Origin of the sequence: Pseudorhodoferax sp. Leaf274 (assembly GCF_001422445.1) — a bacterium.
In the GTDB taxonomy this organism is placed as follows: domain Bacteria; phylum Pseudomonadota; class Gammaproteobacteria; order Burkholderiales; family Burkholderiaceae_C; genus Pseudorhodoferax.
The window spans coordinates 1-12,324 of sequence record NZ_LMNA01000009.1; the positions used below are offsets into that span (position 1 = coordinate 1).

The 12,324-nt window shown below is 65.4% G+C and carries 23 protein-coding genes and 1 tRNA gene; 10 read left to right on the forward strand and 14 right to left on the reverse strand.

The window, feature by feature from the left end:
- From ASF44_RS32330 to ASF44_RS12695, 4 genes are all read left to right on the forward strand, one after another.
- A partial coding sequence (locus tag ASF44_RS32330) for a hypothetical protein (protein ID WP_056899599.1) occupies positions 1-229 on the forward strand: 229 nt, incomplete at its 5' end.
- Positions 222-599, forward strand: coding sequence for a hypothetical protein (locus ASF44_RS12685; protein WP_056899600.1), 378 nt, complete (start codon positions 222-224; stop codon positions 597-599). The genes ASF44_RS32330 and ASF44_RS12685, both read left to right, overlap by 8 nt.
- The gene (locus ASF44_RS12690) at positions 599-1,042 is read left to right on the forward strand and encodes a hypothetical protein (protein ID WP_056899601.1); all 444 of its coding nucleotides are present in this window, start codon (positions 599-601) and stop codon (positions 1,040-1,042) included. Before ASF44_RS12685 ends, ASF44_RS12690 begins: the two co-directional genes overlap by 1 nt.
- Positions 1,043-1,335: 293 nt before the next feature.
- Positions 1,336-1,545 carry an AlpA family transcriptional regulator gene (locus ASF44_RS12695; RefSeq protein WP_056899602.1) on the forward strand — a complete coding sequence of 70 codons (210 nt, stop codon included), beginning with the start codon at positions 1,336-1,338 and terminating at the stop codon, positions 1,543-1,545.
- Here the strand turns inward: ASF44_RS12695 and ASF44_RS12700 are convergent.
- On the reverse strand, positions 1,499-2,515 hold the full coding sequence (locus ASF44_RS12700) for a site-specific integrase (RefSeq protein WP_056899603.1): 1,017 nt from the start codon (positions 2,513-2,515) through the stop codon (positions 1,499-1,501). The genes ASF44_RS12695 and ASF44_RS12700 overlap by 47 nt on opposite strands.
- 115 nt (positions 2,516-2,630) lie before the next feature.
- Here ASF44_RS12700 and ASF44_RS12705 point away from each other — a divergent pair.
- Positions 2,631-2,705 (forward strand) — tRNA-Arg (locus ASF44_RS12705).
- Positions 2,706-2,768: 63 nt separating this feature from the next.
- Here ASF44_RS12705 and ASF44_RS12710 read toward each other — a convergent pair.
- Positions 2,769-3,005, reverse strand: a complete 237-nt coding sequence (locus tag ASF44_RS12710; RefSeq protein WP_056899604.1) for a hypothetical protein — start codon at positions 3,003-3,005, stop codon at positions 2,769-2,771.
- Positions 3,006-3,095: 90 nt separating this feature from the next.
- On the opposite strand from ASF44_RS12710, the gene ASF44_RS31740 reads away from it, so the two are divergent.
- Positions 3,096-3,275 carry a hypothetical protein gene (locus ASF44_RS31740; RefSeq protein ID WP_156374475.1) on the forward strand — a complete coding sequence of 60 codons (180 nt, stop codon included), beginning with the start codon at positions 3,096-3,098 and terminating at the stop codon, positions 3,273-3,275.
- Positions 3,272-3,502, forward strand: coding sequence for a hypothetical protein (locus ASF44_RS30985; protein WP_082524733.1), 231 nt, complete (start codon positions 3,272-3,274; stop codon positions 3,500-3,502). Before ASF44_RS31740 ends, ASF44_RS30985 begins: the two co-directional genes overlap by 4 nt.
- Before the next feature lie 484 nt (positions 3,503-3,986).
- Here the strand turns inward: ASF44_RS30985 and ASF44_RS30990 are convergent, their stop codons facing one another.
- From ASF44_RS30990 to ASF44_RS12725, 4 genes are all read right to left on the reverse strand, one after another.
- Positions 3,987-4,472 (reverse strand): type II toxin-antitoxin system HicB family antitoxin, encoded by a 486-nt coding sequence (locus ASF44_RS30990; protein WP_082524734.1) that lies wholly within the window; start codon positions 4,470-4,472, stop codon positions 3,987-3,989.
- Positions 4,469-4,723 carry a type II toxin-antitoxin system HicA family toxin gene (locus ASF44_RS30995; protein ID WP_082524735.1) on the reverse strand — a complete coding sequence of 85 codons (255 nt, stop codon included), beginning with the start codon at positions 4,721-4,723 and terminating at the stop codon, positions 4,469-4,471. The genes ASF44_RS30990 and ASF44_RS30995 overlap by 4 nt, the downstream gene beginning before the upstream one ends.
- Positions 4,724-4,912: 189 nt before the next feature.
- The gene (locus ASF44_RS12720) at positions 4,913-5,323 is read right to left on the reverse strand and encodes a hypothetical protein (RefSeq protein ID WP_056899605.1); all 411 of its coding nucleotides are present in this window, start codon (positions 5,321-5,323) and stop codon (positions 4,913-4,915) included.
- Positions 5,324-5,339: 16 nt separating this feature from the next.
- Positions 5,340-6,041 (reverse strand): SOS response-associated peptidase, encoded by a 702-nt coding sequence (locus ASF44_RS12725; protein WP_056899606.1) that lies wholly within the window; start codon positions 6,039-6,041, stop codon positions 5,340-5,342.
- Between the two features lie 86 nt (positions 6,042-6,127).
- On the opposite strand from ASF44_RS12725, the gene ASF44_RS12730 reads away from it, so the two are divergent.
- Genes ASF44_RS12730 through ASF44_RS12740 form a run of 3 tightly spaced genes read left to right on the forward strand, consistent with a single transcriptional unit; the run spans position 6,128 to position 8,044 of the window.
- On the forward strand, positions 6,128-6,514 hold the full coding sequence (locus ASF44_RS12730; RefSeq protein WP_235579208.1) for a LexA family transcriptional regulator: 387 nt from the start codon (positions 6,128-6,130) through the stop codon (positions 6,512-6,514).
- Positions 6,515-6,521: 7 nt separating this feature from the next.
- Positions 6,522-7,823 (forward strand): Y-family DNA polymerase, encoded by a 1,302-nt coding sequence (locus ASF44_RS12735; protein WP_056899608.1) that lies wholly within the window; start codon positions 6,522-6,524, stop codon positions 7,821-7,823.
- Entirely contained in the window at positions 7,793-8,044 is a 252-nt protein-coding gene (locus ASF44_RS12740; RefSeq protein ID WP_156374476.1) for a hypothetical protein, read from the forward strand. The genes ASF44_RS12735 and ASF44_RS12740 overlap by 31 nt, the downstream gene beginning before the upstream one ends.
- Positions 8,045-8,578: 534 nt before the next feature.
- On the opposite strand, the gene ASF44_RS31745 is transcribed toward ASF44_RS12740, so the two are convergent.
- The 8 genes from ASF44_RS31745 to ASF44_RS32340 form a co-directional block, all read right to left on the reverse strand.
- Entirely contained in the window at positions 8,579-8,800 is a 222-nt protein-coding gene (locus ASF44_RS31745; protein ID WP_156374477.1) for a hypothetical protein, read from the reverse strand.
- 350 nt (positions 8,801-9,150) lie between these two features.
- Positions 9,151-9,339 carry a hypothetical protein gene (locus ASF44_RS12745; protein WP_056899610.1) on the reverse strand — a complete coding sequence of 63 codons (189 nt, stop codon included), beginning with the start codon at positions 9,337-9,339 and terminating at the stop codon, positions 9,151-9,153.
- On the reverse strand, positions 9,336-9,674 hold the full coding sequence (locus ASF44_RS12750; protein WP_056899611.1) for a hypothetical protein: 339 nt from the start codon (positions 9,672-9,674) through the stop codon (positions 9,336-9,338). Before ASF44_RS12750 ends, ASF44_RS12745 begins: the two co-directional genes overlap by 4 nt.
- Positions 9,671-10,171: a DUF2514 family protein gene (locus ASF44_RS12755; protein WP_056899612.1), complete on the reverse strand. Its 501-nt coding sequence runs from the start codon at positions 10,169-10,171 to the stop codon at positions 9,671-9,673. Before ASF44_RS12755 ends, ASF44_RS12750 begins: the two co-directional genes overlap by 4 nt.
- Entirely contained in the window at positions 10,168-10,764 is a 597-nt protein-coding gene (locus tag ASF44_RS12760) for a lysozyme (protein WP_056899613.1), read from the reverse strand. The genes ASF44_RS12755 and ASF44_RS12760 overlap by 4 nt, the downstream gene beginning before the upstream one ends.
- Entirely contained in the window at positions 10,761-11,087 is a 327-nt protein-coding gene (locus tag ASF44_RS12765) for a holin (RefSeq protein WP_082524736.1), read from the reverse strand. Before ASF44_RS12765 ends, ASF44_RS12760 begins: the two co-directional genes overlap by 4 nt.
- A gap of 62 nt (positions 11,088-11,149) precedes the next feature.
- Entirely contained in the window at positions 11,150-11,698 is a 549-nt protein-coding gene (locus ASF44_RS32335; protein ID WP_162243806.1) for a macro domain-containing protein, read from the reverse strand.
- Positions 11,695-12,321 (reverse strand): hypothetical protein, encoded by a 627-nt coding sequence (locus ASF44_RS32340; protein WP_056899616.1) that lies wholly within the window; start codon positions 12,319-12,321, stop codon positions 11,695-11,697. The genes ASF44_RS32335 and ASF44_RS32340 overlap by 4 nt, the downstream gene beginning before the upstream one ends.
- Positions 12,322-12,324 lie beyond the last annotated feature (3 nt).

The following is a 12,324-nucleotide window of genomic DNA, read 5'->3' on the forward strand; positions in this document are numbered from 1 at the left end:
GCCCGAGGAACACTGGCTGCAGGCGCGGTTCTCCAAGCCAGGCGGCCGGCCGCCGGCCGAAAGCGCCGGCCCGGCTTCCGATGTGCAGGCACAGGTGGTGGCACAGCCTGACGGACGCCTGCACGCAGATGGCTACTTCACCTGGAACAAGGGTAAGCGGCCGGCCTACATCGCCGACCAGGGTCTGCCCTGCGACTTCTATCTGGCGCGCTGGAGCCAACATGGCTGAAGCGATCACCCTGCAACAGCGCATCGCCGAGCTGGCGGAGGATCACGGATCGCTGCGGTCCGCTGCCAGCGCGCTGGGCTGCGATGTCGGCTACCTGTCGCGCCTGGCCAGTGGGCAGAAGACCGAGCCCAGCGACATGACGCTGCACGCCCTGGGCCTTCGCCGCGTCGTCAGCTACGAGCGCGCCGAGCCAAGCCCCACGGCCGGCATGACCCTGGCCCAGCGCATCCTGCACGTCGGTGGCCGCAACAACGCCGCCGGCTACGTGGAGTTCGGCAGCACCCAGGCCGTCGCGGCACTGATCCGCCAGGTGCTGCGCGACCGAGAATTTCTACCCCCAGAGCAGCCACAGCAGAAAGGCGGTGCGTGATGCCCATCAAGCCCGAGAACCGCGGCCGCTACCCGGCCAACTGGCCCGAGGTCCGCGCGCGCATCCTGGCCAGGGCCGAGAACTGCTGCGAGCGCTGCCGCGTGCCGAACCGCACGCGCATCGCGCGCGGGACCGGCAGCGATGCCGACACCTACATGCGGGACGACGCCACCGTGTACTGCGCCGACAGCGGCACCTACCTGGGCCAGACCCACATGTCCAACTACCAAGTGCTGCGCATGGTGGACATCGTGCTGACCATCGCGCACCTGGACCACACGCCCGAGAACTGCGCCGACGACAACCTGGAGGCGCTGTGCCAGCGCTGCCACCTGCGCCTGGATGCCGGCCACCACGCCGAGACCGCCAGGGCCACGCGACACGCCCGCAAGGCCGTAGGTGACCTGTTCGCAGCTGCAACCAATGGAGACGCCCATGCCTGACCAGACCCCCAGCATGAAGACCGCGCGCCACCTCGTCCCGCATGACGATGGCCCAGGCCCTTGGAAGGCAGGGAACGAGTTCCTACCCTATCACCCCAGCGCCAGCCATGTGCGACCGGACTACCGGGATGGCTGGAACCACTGCTACGCGGCGGCCCAGGCCGTGGCAGATGAGCGGGTGCGGGCAGAGCGCCTAGCTGCCAAAGCCGACGCGCGCCGCTACCGGCAGTTCTTCGATTCGGGCCTGCCCATCACCTTCGAGGGCGTCGAGTACCGCAGCAAGGCGGATCTTGATGCCGCGATTCGACCACTTCGGCCTGCGGCTCACCATCGACCAACTGGCCGAGGTGCTTCACCTGTCGTCGCGGACGATCTACAACCAGGTGTCGGCCGGCACCTTCGCCGTGCCGACCTACGTCGACGGCGCAAAGCGCTTCGCGGACTATCGCGATGTCGCTACGTACTTGGACGCGTGCCGCGAGCGTGCACGATCTCCGGCTTGAGCTGCGTGTACCGGCGCAGGTGGCGCCAGTCACGGTGACCAGTGACCAGCGCCACCTCCTGGATGGGGAAGCCGTCTTCGAATAGCCGGCTCGTGCCCTCGTGCCGCAGGTCGTGCATGTGCAGGTCCGGGATGCCCAGCGCCACGCACGCCTGCCGGAAGTACTTGCTGAAGGTTTGAGGGTCGCGCGGGAAAATCCGCGGCTCGCCCTCCTCCCGCGGCTGGAGCTGCAGCAACTCCCAGGCTGCCGGCAGCAGCGGCACCCACTGGTCGTTGCCGACCTTTTTGCGAGGGTCCTTGCGGTCGCGCACCAGCACCATGCGCTTCTGCGGGTCTACGTCCGACCAGACGATGCGCGCAATCTCGCCACGGCGCATCGCCGTGAACACAGCGAACATCATCACATCGGCGAAGACTTGGCCGCGCTGCTCGGCAAGCCACGCGACCAGCCGCGCCAGCTCATCTTCGGTGGGCCTGCGCTCGCGCTTGCCGCCACCGCCGATCAGGCCGAGGTAGCTCAGCTTAGGGCGGGCGGCCCCGATCACATCTGGCAGCCCGCGGCCAGCGTAGCGCAGCACGGTCCCGAGCTTCGACAGATCGCAGTTGACGGTGTAGGGGCCAGCCCCCTCGTCCTTGCGCTGCTGCGCCCAGCCCAACAGATCATCGACCGACATGGCGGCGGCCACCAACCCACCGAGGTCAGCGTCCAGTTGCCGCAACGTGTAGTGCTCGCTGGACGTGTCGAGGATCGGCCTTGCCAACGAACGCAGCCGCCGATACTCGCGGATCAGGTCCGCCACGGTGTCCCGACCAGCAACCGCCGGCACCTGGCCAGCATCTATCTGCGACTCGATGCCGCGAGCCCACTCCAAGGCCTTCGCCTTGGTGTCAAATCGCTTGCTGATAGGCTTGTGACCCTTGCGCCGGATCAGCGCACGCCACTTTCCCTCTACCTTGGAGACACTGGCCATTTCCTGCGACTCACTTCCGTATCACTGCCCGACTCACTGCCGGGGGAAATCGAATGATACAGAGGGCCGCCGATGTGAATGGCGCCCAGCGAAACAGGGCTAGAATCCGCCGCCGCTCCTCGTAGTTCAATGGATAGAACGAGTGCCTCCTAAGCGCTAGATACAGGTTCGATTCCTGTCGAGGGGACCAGTAAGTCCCTGATTACAAAGGCATCAAGCCGAAACCGGGACGAGGCCGGGACATGGCGCGCGGTCAGGCGCTCTGCGGGCTGATCCAGTGCACCCACAGGCCCCGCAACCATGCGAGGCCGTAGACCGCCGACAGCGTAAAGATGCCCCACTGCTCGGCCTTCCAGCTTGCCCAGAACCAGAACGGCGTGCCGACTAGGCCGAACACCGACGCCCAGCGGGTGATGGCGCTGCTGCGCTCCTGCGAGCACCACGCCGCCAGGGCGCCGAGGATGGGGATCGCGATCTGGTCGATTGGCATGTACGGATTCTCAGTGGTGAGGCCCGTTCGTCATCTGGGATGTGAACGGCGACACAACATGAGCTTGTAACGGTCGGTTACCATTTCTGCATGGAAATGATGATTCCCTGGCAGGTGCTGGCCTTCCTGGCGCTGCTCACGACGATAAGCGCCTGGGCTTGGGCGCCTTGCCGATGGCATGCGGTCACACGGTCCACGCGCGCCGGCCGCGCGCTGCCTGCCGTCTTCATCATGCTAACTGTGGCGGTCTATGCCAGCATGCTCGCATGACCACCCCACCCCGCCTTCAGTACACCAATGTTCGAACGCGCCTAGTCAACGGCAAGGTAGTGATCGGGCTCCAACACACCATCAAAGATCCTCTGGGCGACCAGCATGAGCTTCCATGGATCGAAATGCCGCCCGAAGACCTAGTGCGGCTGATCAAGACGCTGCAGCAGGTGCTGGATGGACTAAGCGGAGCCCCGATCCCTCGCCCAGGCGATCAGCCAGCCTAGTCTGCTCCCGCTTTGGGTGCGCTGCTACGCTTCTTGCCGGTCCCGAGCCGCTTTCCGCCTTTACTCCCTGGCGTCCGCTCTGCGAGCTTCTCAGCATCCGGGTCAAGAACTACTGGGAAGCGCGGGACTCGCGTTGTAGCGGGGTAGCCCATGCTCCAAGCCATCGCGTGGCAGCGCTCCATCGCTGTCGTGGCGAGAGGGATATAAAGCTGGATCATCGCGTCCGGAGTGAGCCGACTCTCGGCATCCGGCATCGTTACTTCGCAGCCTACGGTGCATTCGCACGTGAAGGCGACTTCTTTTCCTGTCGATGCGTGGCCAGTCAACGTCATCTTGACCGCGACCTCATAAACCGTGTCCGATCCAGCCTTGCGCCTGTGAACGGGCTCTGAATCCTGAGCCAGTCGCCCCGACCGAGCGGCCTCCACAGACAAAAAGCGCTCACACCGAGCCTGCCAAGTTGCGGGGGCGCTGGTCTTGAAACTCAGTGACATACCTTGCTCTGCTGGACAACCACGCTTTCCCAGCCTGCTGCAGCAGATTGGTATGTATCGTCAATTAGGACGCTCTCTCCACGAGCAAAGACCTTCATCACAACTTCCGAGGGGGATGGCTCCTTCGCTTCCACCTTCGCGGTGCTCTGAAGCCCTCTCTCGCAAGCCTGACGGATCCAGTCGTTAAGCGACGTACCCAGCCTCATTGCCTCCAAGGCCATCTGCTGGTGAAGCTCGGGACCAACCCGCACATTGAGCGAGCCTTTGCAGGGCTGCTCAGGAGCTTCGCCAAGCTCCTCGCAAGTCGCCAAGTAGTCGTCCACAGCCTCTTCGAAAGCAGCCTTCAACGTAGGCGCATCGGTCCCGTGATAAGCCACCACGTCTCGAATAAAAAGTATCCGGCCATGGAAGATGTTGTCGTCGAAGTCAGCCTCGACTGAGCCGTGATAGCCCTTGTAGCTGAGGTGCTGTTTCAATCGATCTCTCCAGAGTTTTTCAAGCCATCCAACAGAGCTTGGACCACGTATCCCTTCAGGATGTTCCCGGGATGCGGCTTATGCAAAATCACCTTCACGCGAGTGACTGTGTGAACAAATTTCTTGCCGGAGCCGCGCGTTGCGTTCAGCTCAGAAAAGTTGTGCATGCCCATGAGGCTCACCGCTTCCTCCCACGTGAAATCCTTGGGCGCAGCTCGCAGGCGGGCTAGTAGCTTGTCTTTCCGGCTCACAGCGAGTTTGCGTCATTATGCAACCGTTTTTGGTTGCAAGTTCTCGTTGGTGTCATCAGGTGTGATTACGTACGGTTACGTCCAACGATTGAACCACACGGCATGCGCGCATGCGCAGGACCCGGCTCCAAGCGTAGGCCATTCTGGGGAAGGCGCCAAGCCGCCTCCGGGCGGCTTCGTTCATTCTGGCTACCAGGGGCTGTAGCTGAACACCGTACGCAGTTGCGTGCGGGCCGGGAGGCCATCAGGGAACACCTCAGCCATGGCCGCAGCGCGCGCGGCCGTCCAACGGCGCGACCAGTAGGTTTCCGGTCCCGCCCTGCGAGACGCCTTGTGTGCCTCATCGACCGCCTCGGGCGTCACAAGCTCGCGCAGCAGCACGCGCCCGAAGGCAACCTCCAACAGCTTGCGCTCGGCGCTTTCCAGCGCGCCCTGCCCGTTCATCCGGATATGCAACACCGTCCCGCTGCCGTGCACCCCGTCGTGACACCAGCCGGTCCAGAGGAACGCGTCGCGGATGGCATCGCCCGGTGCAGCCGGATGCGCAGCGGCGATCTCGGCGCACAGCTTGGCCAGGAAGCCTGCGAAGCGCTGCTGCACAGGCGTGCCCCAGCCCTCACACCGGAGGCCCGGCCCGCTTGGCCGTTTTCGGAATCGGTGCAGCCACTGCCACCAGCAGCTCAGCCGGGTACTGCTGCATGAATTCCATCGACCGCTCGGGCGGTGCATCGAGCCAGGCGTTGTACTGGTGCTCATGCAAGATCACGACCATGCGTTTCTCGTCGTCCGGCTTGTGGAAGTGCTTCAGTAGTGCGTGATCGTCAGCGTTCACCGTCAGCATCGTGAAGCTGCGCAGCACGACACCATCCGGGCCGCGCCATCCAGTCCACAGGCCGGCAATGCCCATGGGCTTGCCGTCGGCGCGGCTGATGCGCGTGGGCACGGCCCGGCCGCTTCGCCAATCCGGCTCGTAGATCGCTTCGGCTGGAATGATGCAGTGCTGCCCGCGGCGCCAGGCATCGCGGAAGCTGGGTTTCTCCCGCACCGTCTCGGACCTGGCGTTGTACGTGCGCCTTGCGGCCACCAGCGCCGCCTTCGCGTCACCCGCCTTGGTCCAGTGCGGCACCATGCCGAAGGCCCCGCCAGCTGCCTCTCGCTCCGGCACTGCATCGTCGCCCGATCCCCATTCCTTGGGCCTGCGGATGAAGATTGACTCATAGCCAGGCCAGACATCGAACTTGACCCCGGCCGGCATGATGACGCCGAAGTGTTCAGCCAGCCGCTTCGGATCGGAGACGCCTTCATAGTGGGAACACATGGCCGGATCGTACGACTGCAGCCTATACTGGATGGGTGAACAGTGTTGATCTTCCCTGCTACCCCGTCCCGCTGGTCGGCGCCCCTGTGGTGCTGCCGTTGGCAGGCTGTGGTGTGCAGGCCGGGTTTCCGTCGCCAGCCGACGATTTCCTGGTGCAGCGGATCGACCTCACGCGCGAGCTGATCACCCACCCGCAAGCCACGTTCCTGCTGCGCGTCTCCGGCGAGAGCATGCGCGATGCTGGGATCTTCGACGGCGACATGCTGGTGGTGAACAAGGCTGTTAAGCCCAGGCATGGGCATGTCGTGGTCGCGGTCGTGGACGGCGAATTCACGGTGAAGTTTCTGTACCAGCGTGCCGGCCGCATCAAGCTCAGGCCGGCGAACCCCACCTTTCCCGACATCACGCCGCGGGAAGGCCAGACGCTGGAAGTCTGGGGCGTGGTGACCGCCAGCATCAAGCGTTTCGCGTGAGGCTGCCATGTATGCGCTGGTGGACGGGAACAACTTCTATGTGAGTTGCGAGCGGGTGTTCCGGCCCAGCCTGCAGGGGCGGCCCGTGGTCGTGCTGTCCAACAACGACGGTTGTGCCATCGCCAGGTCTAATGAGGCCAAGGCCCTCGGCATCAAGATGGGCGCGCCCTGGTTTCAGATCCGGCACATGGAGGATTCCGAGGGGCTGGTGGCGCTGTCGGCGAACTTCACCCTATACGGTGACATGAGCGACCGCGTGATGAGCCTGGCTGCCGGCCTGGGGCCAACGCAGGAGATCTACAGCATTGACGAGAGCTTCATCGGATTGGCCGGCGTGCGCGGCGATCTGGTAGACCGAGGGCGGCGCATCCGCGCCCGCATCCTTGCTTGGACCGGTGTCCCGTGTGGCGTCGGCATCGGAAGCACCAAGACGTTGGCCAAGCTGGCCAACCACATCGCGAAAATGGCCGAGCGCAAGCCCGGCGCCTATCCGCCCGAGTTGGCCCAGGTGTGCAACCTCTCGGCCCTGCCTGCGGCCGATCTGGATAGCGTGCTGTCCGCGACGGAGGTGGGCGAGGTCTGGGGCGTGGGCCGCAGGATTGGCGCAGCCTTGCAGGAGGCCGGCGTGCGCACTGTGCTGGATCTGGTGCACAGCGATCCGGCCACCATCAGGCGGCGTTGGGGGGTTGTGCTCGAGCGCACCGTGCGCGAGCTGCAGGGCATGCCTTGCGTCGGCCTGGATGACGCCCCAGCGCCGAAGAAAGAGATTGCCTGCACGCGGTCGTTCGGTCGGCCCATCACCGACCTGCCGCCGTTGATCGAGGCCGTGAGCGAGTTTGCTGGCCGGGCCGCCGAGAAGCTGCGCAAGCAGGACGGCCATGCCGGCCAGGTGCTGGTGTTTGCCCACACCTCGCCGCATCGCCCCGGGCCGCGATTCCACCGCAGCGTGATCGTGCCGCTGCGCCGGCCGACAGCGGACACGCCGGCCCTGGTACGCGCCGCAGTTGCCGGCCTGCACCAGATCTACCAGCCTGGCTACGACCTGATCAAAGCCGGCGTCATGTTGCTGGACCTTACTCCGGCCAGTCGCGTGCAGCAGGAGCTGGCACTGGAGGACGATTCAGCAGATCCAACGCGGGCGCGTCTCATGGTTGCCATGGATGCGCTGAACGGGCGCTATGGGAAAGGCACCGTGCACGCCGCCAGTACCGGCATGCACGACAACCGCCGAGAGTGGGGAATGCGACAAGAGCGAAGGACGCCCAACTACACGACGGCATGGGACGAAGTGCCGGTGGCGCGCGCATGATGGACAGCGCGATCCCGCCCCATGCCTTCATGGCCGCCATGCTGATCGTGACGCCGGAACTGCAGCGATGGGCCAGCGAAGCAGTCGCGTCACTGGGTGCCGCGGGACATCAAGTGCCGGCCGACTTGGTGCTGCTGCGCGATGGATGCGCCGTGTCGCAGTTCCGCTGGCTGTGGCTGGTGGACGAGGTGCGTGCGCCGCGGCGGGCCTGCCCGTTTTAACCCGTACGCCTCTGCGCGGATTTCAACAGCAGGGGCGTGCGATCAGGTCGGGTTGCCTTTGGACGCATACCGTTTGTGATCATCCGACCCTGGCCTCGTCGGCGCTGTGTTGCTCGGCACATAGGTCTGTCTCATCGCGCTGTTCACATAGGTTCTTGCCACGACCGCCGTGGCTGGCGAGGGCGCCACTTCGGGGATGCTTGCGATGCGCTCATTCATGCGGGAAGCCTTGTCGATGTCTGTGCCTCAGAGTACACCAGCGCGGCGACACGTTGACGTGGGATTGGGCCTGGCGGTCTAGCGAACAAGCTGCTTTGGCCTGCTGTCCTACGAACTGGCATGTGCTCCCGCGGCGCCCTCAACGCGGCGAGCGTGCCCGTTGTCAGAGAAAAAGGCCCTGAAGCGTTTCCTCCCCAGGGTCTAGAGCTTTCAGCCGAGATCGGTCAGGAGACAACCACGGTCGATGGGGAGGGGAGCCACTGGTTGGAAACGCGCCATAAATAGCAAATGCGGAACCTGTGGCTTCCTAGTCGCTTACCTGGCCTCGGCGCTCCCCGAGTGGTGTTCGTTGAGCGCCGTGCGCTTCGCTTTTCGAAGCGCTTCCAAACTTGCCCCAAGGTCGGCTTCAGCCTGGGCCAATCGTTTTACGAGGTCAGTAGGCAAATCAACTCCTTCGTCGACCATCGCACCAATCTGCTTGCGTAGTTCGTCTGCAAGCCTCGTCGCTTCGGCCCAGTCATCGGTCGGGGTGCCCACTTCTCTTCTCCAGAAAAAAGAGGCCCGGTGCCTCCGTCGCGAACGAGTCTCAAGCGCAGAAATTGGCAGCTTTGTAAGTGCGCATCGCGTTGCCGTGTGCGCCACGATGGTCACGTCGATCAAACCTTGAGCAGAAATGGCGACGGCCCGCGGTGCTGCACACACCGCGGGCCGTCTGACCGCAGCATGCCCGTTTCTTAGGAGATGCACGCCGCAGCTGAGCCGATTGTCTGGATGGGATAAGCGATGCATATCCCATGATCACGGCATGCGCGTGATTCACGGCTGATTGGTTCACATTGCGCGGTGGCAATCGTTGCTCGCGATCGGCACGTACCTGAAGCCTGAAGTCAGAGAACGCCAGGGAGCAGCTGGCGCAACAGCTGCGCGCCGGCCTCGGGCGGGATGAGCATGGCCTTGCGGCCGCACACGTAGGCCGTGACGCCCCAGGCGGCCGCGGTCAGCAGTACCAGCAGGATCATGGGCACGACGCGGCCCAGCGCCACGCGCAGGCGGCGGACGAAGCGGCGGCGCGTCACAGGCCACCGAACCCGGTTTCGGGCGGCCGCTCGACCAGGTCGGCCACCAGCATGACGAAGTGGCCGCCGCACTCGGAAGGCTTGGCGCGCGGCAGGCGCCGGCCCTCTGCCCGGCGGGCGCGGATCTCGCGCACGCCGCGCTCGGCCAGCGCCTCCACGAACTCTCGCCACAGCTTGCGGCTGCCGGCGCCGCGCAGCGCGTGCACCCAGACGATGGTCGGCGTCTCCCATTCCAGCGTGCAGCTGATGGCGAAGTCCGCCATCGGCTGCGGGTCGTCCTCGGCGTAGCCGCGCAGGGCCGATGCTGGCCCGGTCAGGTCCTGGATGCGGATCATGGCGTCAGGGCGTCGCTGATGCGCTCGCAGGTTTCGCCGGCAACCCGGAGTTGGTCAGCGTACGCTCCGACTCGGACAAGCTCGTCGCTATGCCGCTGGAGCACCCCGACGAGCAGATCGAGGGGATCGGCAGCAGCGACACCCGGGCTTGCGGAGGCAGCGGCGGACGCTGCGCGGGTTTGACGGGCTCGGCGGGCGGCATCAGCTGCGGCGATGCGCAGCCGGTCAGCAGCGCCGCGAGAAGCGGCCAGGTCACCCTGTAGGGCGTTGATCCGGGTCTGTGCATCGACTGCCTCCTTTGCGGCCACCGCGGCCCATTGCTGTTCTCTGGTCCGCTCGCGCTGCTCGGCGGCGAGTGCCCGGCCGGCCAGCGCCACTTCAGCGTTGGCCTGCTTCACGCGGATGTCTCCTACCTCGGCGGCATGCCGCGCGTCGAAGTAGCCGTAGACCAGCGCGCCGGCCACGACTGCGACGATGCCGTGCGTGATCAGGGTCATGGCACCAGCAGGCCGGCCGAGAAATGGCCGTCCTTGCCCCACTCCGCGCACAGCTCGCGCGTCGCGTCGCGCCGCGCTTCCAGGCCGGGCAGTCTCGTGCGCTGTCCCGACACAGTGCCGTAGACCCAGCGCGGCATCTGCGCGCAGGCGCCGGCCAAGTCGCCGGCGTTGGCCAGCCGCTGGATCGTGGTGCCGTCCAGGGCTCCAGGCCCGAGGTTGAACACCATGTCGATGAACGACGCGCGCACCCACGCGTTGTAGGTGTCCCAGTACCGCAGTCGGTTCTTGGCTTGCTTCTCGGCCTCACGGTAGCGCGGCAGCTCCATGCGGTGGCAGTCCTCGCGCGTGTAGTAGCGGCCGGCCTCCACGCCGGGCCCGGTGATGCCGTTGCAGACCGTCAGCGGCTGGCCCTTCCCGAGGTGGTCAACGTACGGCGTGCCGATGTGCCGGCCGCTGCTCTCGAAGTGGCTGCCGAGTTCCATCGCGAGCACCACCTCGGCGCTGGGCTGCTGGCTGGCAACGTAGGCCGTGCCGCTGGCCAGCACGGCACTGGCAGCAATGGCCAGCAGCCGATTGCGCAGCGCGGCGTTCAATCGTCCGCCCCCAGCGGCGCCAGGTCAGTGTCGGTGCGATGCCCACCCAGGATGCGCTGCATGCGAGCGGCATGCTCTCGCTTGGCCCGCTGCCTGGCGTCCCACTTGAACCACGCATTGAGCGCGAAGCCGGCCACTGCCACCGCAAAGCCGGCCCAGCCCAAAAAGTCGCTCGACAACGCCGTACCGCCCACAAGGGACACGCCGGCGCCGGTGTACATGCCCTTCGATGCGGCGGCTGCGGCGGCGACCTCTGCCTCCGCGCTGCGCGGGGCAAGGAACGCCAGGACCGCAGCAACGGCGGCAGACAACTTCTTCTTCATGGGAGCCTTTCGGGCAAAAGAAAAGCCGCCTCGGTGGGCGGCTTGAGAGGGAGCGGGGTTGCTCAGGCGCTGAAGACTTCGTCCCAGGCTCGGCGCATTTGCGCGGCGCACACGTCGCCCGGCATGCGACCCGTGGCGGTGGCCAGGCCAGGCATCAAGATGGACTTCAGCCCGATGCGGGTTGCCAGCTGGAGGATGGCTTTCATCGCAAGATAGGCATTCTGGGTCTGCGACACGTCCCCTGGTGGCCAGTCCATCGTCGGCGCCATGATCATCAATGGCAGCCGCGAATTGCAGGTGTCGATGGCTGCGGCATCGCCGATTTCCACGCGGCCACTAGACCCGTTCAACCGCCCTAAATCGTCACGTCCGCCGTGGCTCTCGACCAGATGGTGAGCCAAGCGCGCCTGCAGCTGCCAGCCGAAGGCACGCACATAGAGACCATCGATCCCACCGTCCATCCGACCGATGCAGTTGGCTGGGCTCACGATGGCATCTGCCGGCGCGCCGTCAAAGATGTTCCCCACTTCCGCATCCCACTTAGGAAAGGCGTTTTTGACGGCCTGCACCACTCCTGGGTGCAGGTCGCGGAATTTCACATGCGGCCTCATGGGGCTCCCTCCTCGGCCGATTCTTGCACCGGCGGGGGCGGCGTGAACACAGGCAGCATGGCGATGGCCTCCTCCAAGGATGGAATCTCGGCTCCACCCGCTTGCACAAGCGCCAGGTGTTCGTAGCAGGCCGCCCACACCAGCGAGCGCCAAGCGCGAAGGGCTTGGCCCTCGGCCTGGAAGCGCGGCACGGCCGGCTCGTCGGCGTAAGTCACGGCCGTCTTGATGTCGTCGTAGCCGAGCATCTGGGCCATGTCGTCCATGTATTCCTGGATGGCATCCACCAGCGCTTGCCGGACTTGCTCGGGCGTAGGCGGCACTGGTTCTGGCTCCGGAGCAGGCGCAGGTGGTGCGGGCGGCTGCGGGATGTCGCGCAGCGCCCATGCCACTTTCTCCACGTCGGGATCACCCTCAGAGGGCTGAATCTCCGCGACGACATACTGACCAGGGCCGGCTACGGGCGGGGCGTCCACCAAACAGTTTCCTGGGATGAGCCAGCGGCCCGGCTCCAGCGGGTCCATGTCGCCGCGCTCGAAGGCAAGTTCGAAAGGCCCCACGTAGCGGCGGGTGAAGGGGTGGAAAGCAAAAACGATCTTGGGATCGATGACGGGCATGTCTTCCATGAG

Coding starts and splice junctions, on each gene's coding strand:
- ASF44_RS12685 (WP_056899600.1), top strand. CDS start 222: ATGGCTGAAGCGATCACCCTGCAACAGCGCATCGCCGAGCTGGCGGAG.
- ASF44_RS12690 (WP_056899601.1), top strand. CDS start 599: ATGCCCATCAAGCCCGAGAACCGCGGCCGCTACCCGGCCAACTGGCCC.
- ASF44_RS12695 (WP_056899602.1), top strand. CDS start 1,336: ATGCCGCGATTCGACCACTTCGGCCTGCGGCTCACCATCGACCAACTG.
- ASF44_RS12700 (WP_056899603.1), bottom strand. CDS start 2,515: ATGGCCAGTGTCTCCAAGGTAGAGGGAAAGTGGCGTGCGCTGATCCGG.
- ASF44_RS12710 (WP_056899604.1), bottom strand. CDS start 3,005: ATGCCAATCGACCAGATCGCGATCCCCATCCTCGGCGCCCTGGCGGCG.
- ASF44_RS31740 (WP_156374475.1), top strand. CDS start 3,096: ATGGAAATGATGATTCCCTGGCAGGTGCTGGCCTTCCTGGCGCTGCTC.
- ASF44_RS30985 (WP_082524733.1), top strand. CDS start 3,272: ATGACCACCCCACCCCGCCTTCAGTACACCAATGTTCGAACGCGCCTA.
- ASF44_RS12725 (WP_056899606.1), bottom strand. CDS start 6,041: ATGTGTTCCCACTATGAAGGCGTCTCCGATCCGAAGCGGCTGGCTGAA.
- ASF44_RS12735 (WP_056899608.1), top strand. CDS start 6,522: ATGTATGCGCTGGTGGACGGGAACAACTTCTATGTGAGTTGCGAGCGG.
- ASF44_RS12740 (WP_156374476.1), top strand. CDS start 7,793: ATGGGACGAAGTGCCGGTGGCGCGCGCATGATGGACAGCGCGATCCCG.
- ASF44_RS12750 (WP_056899611.1), bottom strand. CDS start 9,674: ATGATCCGCATCCAGGACCTGACCGGGCCAGCATCGGCCCTGCGCGGC.
- ASF44_RS12755 (WP_056899612.1), bottom strand. CDS start 10,171: ATGACCCTGATCACGCACGGCATCGTCGCAGTCGTGGCCGGCGCGCTG.
- ASF44_RS12765 (WP_082524736.1), bottom strand. CDS start 11,087: ATGAAGAAGAAGTTGTCTGCCGCCGTTGCTGCGGTCCTGGCGTTCCTT.
- ASF44_RS32335 (WP_162243806.1), bottom strand. CDS start 11,698: ATGAGGCCGCATGTGAAATTCCGCGACCTGCACCCAGGAGTGGTGCAG.
- ASF44_RS32340 (WP_056899616.1), bottom strand. CDS start 12,321: ATGGAAGACATGCCCGTCATCGATCCCAAGATCGTTTTTGCTTTCCAC.